Annotated in this window: 2 protein-coding genes; both read left to right on the plus strand. The window is 57.8% G+C overall.

Features of this window, described 5'->3' with window-relative positions; genetic code table 11:
- Positions 1-1,147 (plus strand): esterase/lipase family protein (locus L1073_RS17000; protein ID WP_246901402.1); only part of this gene is annotated, 1,147 nt, incomplete at its 5' end.
- Positions 1,144-2,280 carry a T6SS immunity protein Tli4 family protein gene (locus L1073_RS17005; protein ID WP_246901403.1) on the plus strand — a complete coding sequence of 379 codons (1,137 nt, stop codon included), beginning with the start codon at positions 1,144-1,146 and terminating at the stop codon, positions 2,278-2,280. The genes L1073_RS17000 and L1073_RS17005, both read left to right, overlap by 4 nt.
- The last annotated feature ends 115 nt before the right edge of the window (positions 2,281-2,395 follow it).

Consider the following 2,395-nt stretch of genomic DNA (forward strand, 5'->3'; position numbering starts at 1 on the left):
TGACAGCGAGTTCGATGCGCTTCAGCCGCACCTGGCCGATTATTACCGGCGTGTGGCGGGATTATCCGCAGACGCGGCTGAGTCCCGCGCCGAGGCCAATGTCCATACCCTGGGACGCTTCAATTTCCCGGTGCATGCCTGTGGCTACAACTGGCTGCAATCCAATACGGAGTCGGCGGCCACGTTGGCCAAGCGAGTCGACGAGATCATCGCGGGTTATCGCAAGGCACGCATGACCTGTAACCAGGCGATTCTGGTCACCCACTCCATGGGCGGATTGGTCGCGCGTTACTACTCCGAAGTGGTGGGTGGCCGGGACGACCTGCTGGGCATCGTCCACGGGGTGATGCCCACGGCCGGCGCGCCGGTCTTCTACCGGCGCATAAAAGCCGGGACGGCCAGCGAGCCGTTCAACCTCACTTCATGGGCGACCAGCAAGATCCTGGGCGCCTCGGCACGGGAAATGACCGCCGTGCTGGCGCAGTCGCCAGGACCGCTGCAACTGGTGCCGACCCCCGACTATGGCCGGGGCTGGTTACGGATCGAAAAGGAGGGGCATGAGACCGTCGCGTTACCGACGGGCGATGATCCCTACACGGACATCTACCTTGATCGCGAGCACTGGTGGGGCATGATGGAACCGGCCCTGGCGATGCCAGAACTAGAGGCCGGCGCGAAGGATAGGCAGGGCAAGTTGGATGAGGCGTGGAAATCATACGCTGAGCTTGTAGCAAGTGACGTTGCCAAGTTCCATGCAGGTCTGGCCGGGGAGTTTCATCCCAATACCTACCTGTTCTATGCAGATAGCGACGCCCATATGAGCTATGGCACGGTGGCGTGGCAGGGGCGAGCCATGACGTATGGTGCCGATCCTGTGATGACGACCAAGCTTAATGACCAATATGGCGAGCATCGCGTGGTCACTGAACGAAACGCGCGCGGCACTCCCGAACTGTATCGTTATACCCTCAGCGAGGCGGACGACCCCGGCGATGGCACGGTACCCGAGCGCTCGGGGAGCAAAGGCGCCGATCAGGCTCGGGAGAGCCTGACAGTATCGACAGGCCACGAAGCGGCCTACAACCATGAATCGGCACGCCTGTTCACGCTGGCCTCGATTCTAGAAATCGCCGGGACAATGCCATGACACGGAATAACGGCCGGTGGGAACGAGGAGTTAAAGGACTGCTCATCAGCATGATGGCGATGATGTGTGCCGCCTGCGGAGAACCGGAACAGGGAGTGCCCGAGATGAATGAACAGGAACGCCAAACGGTCGAGGCCTATACCGAGACACTCGCACCGGTCTGTATGGGACGTTTTCAGGTCGATATGCCGTCGCAACTGAAACCGAGCTTCAGCAGCCTGACCGTCAATAGTGCCGAGATCAGTGCGCGGCGGATAAGCCGGACGATGTTCGAACGCTTTATAGAAAAGCGACAGCGAGAGCTAGAAAACCACGCAGTAGACGAACGAGACGCCCCTTTCCTGAAAAACATCATTCGCCATGATAATACCGTGATTTTCGACAGGAATCGAAGCAATGGTACTTATGACTTTTCACGCACTTTAGAGGGTTATCGATTCGTGGGGCTAACAATGTTTAGTATCAAGCTCGATGCCATCGATCTGAGCGATGAGAAAAACAGCAAGCATAGAGCTTATCTAGAATCCGACAAATCCGAGCGCCTGAAACAGGTGGAATATCTGCTGCGCCACTTGCATCCGCGCAAGGCAGGTGAAATGCCCGAAGGCCCCGGGCTCTGCTTTGAAAATGGTTTTCTGGCCGGCGGTGCCGACCAGGCGATTCCCGGAGCGGCGGTGCCGACGCGGAAGGAGACCGTGGCCATGATCTTTGCCGATCGTGCTCATCGTGATGTCAATATTCATATCAATATCAACTCGACCGTTACGACCGAGAACACCCTGTTGGACCGTATGGGCGAGGCAGAATCTGCCATGCAAGCCAAGGGAGATGACAACTTCAGTGTCTTACGTCGAGGTGAAGTTGGGCTCACTAATATTGCGCAGGCAGAAGAATGGCTGGGTACCGTGACCACCGATGCCGATATCCGTGGCAATTATTTTACTTTGGAAGCCAACAGTGAGCGCGGTACCACTCGAGAGCCGCGAATATCCATGACTTTTCAGAACGGCGACTATGGTCTCAACGAGGATGATCGCCCCAAACTCGACAAAGCCTCACTCACTGATGCCGAGGCCGTGGGACTCTGGGATGCGATCACACGGACGTTCAAACCGCGCCCCGGCGCTTTTTGATTTCGCAGGCAGCTCGCCAAGGCCAAGCGCTTTTGGTGCAAGGTGCCTGGCCAATGTCGGTATCGCCATACTGGGTACTGCATTAACGTTGGCGTCGTCGGCGGGCTACCTGGCC

Origin of the sequence: Chromohalobacter nigrandesensis, from assembly GCF_023061285.1 — a bacterium.
GTDB classification, from domain to species: Bacteria; Pseudomonadota; Gammaproteobacteria; order Pseudomonadales; family Halomonadaceae; genus Chromohalobacter; species Chromohalobacter nigrandesensis.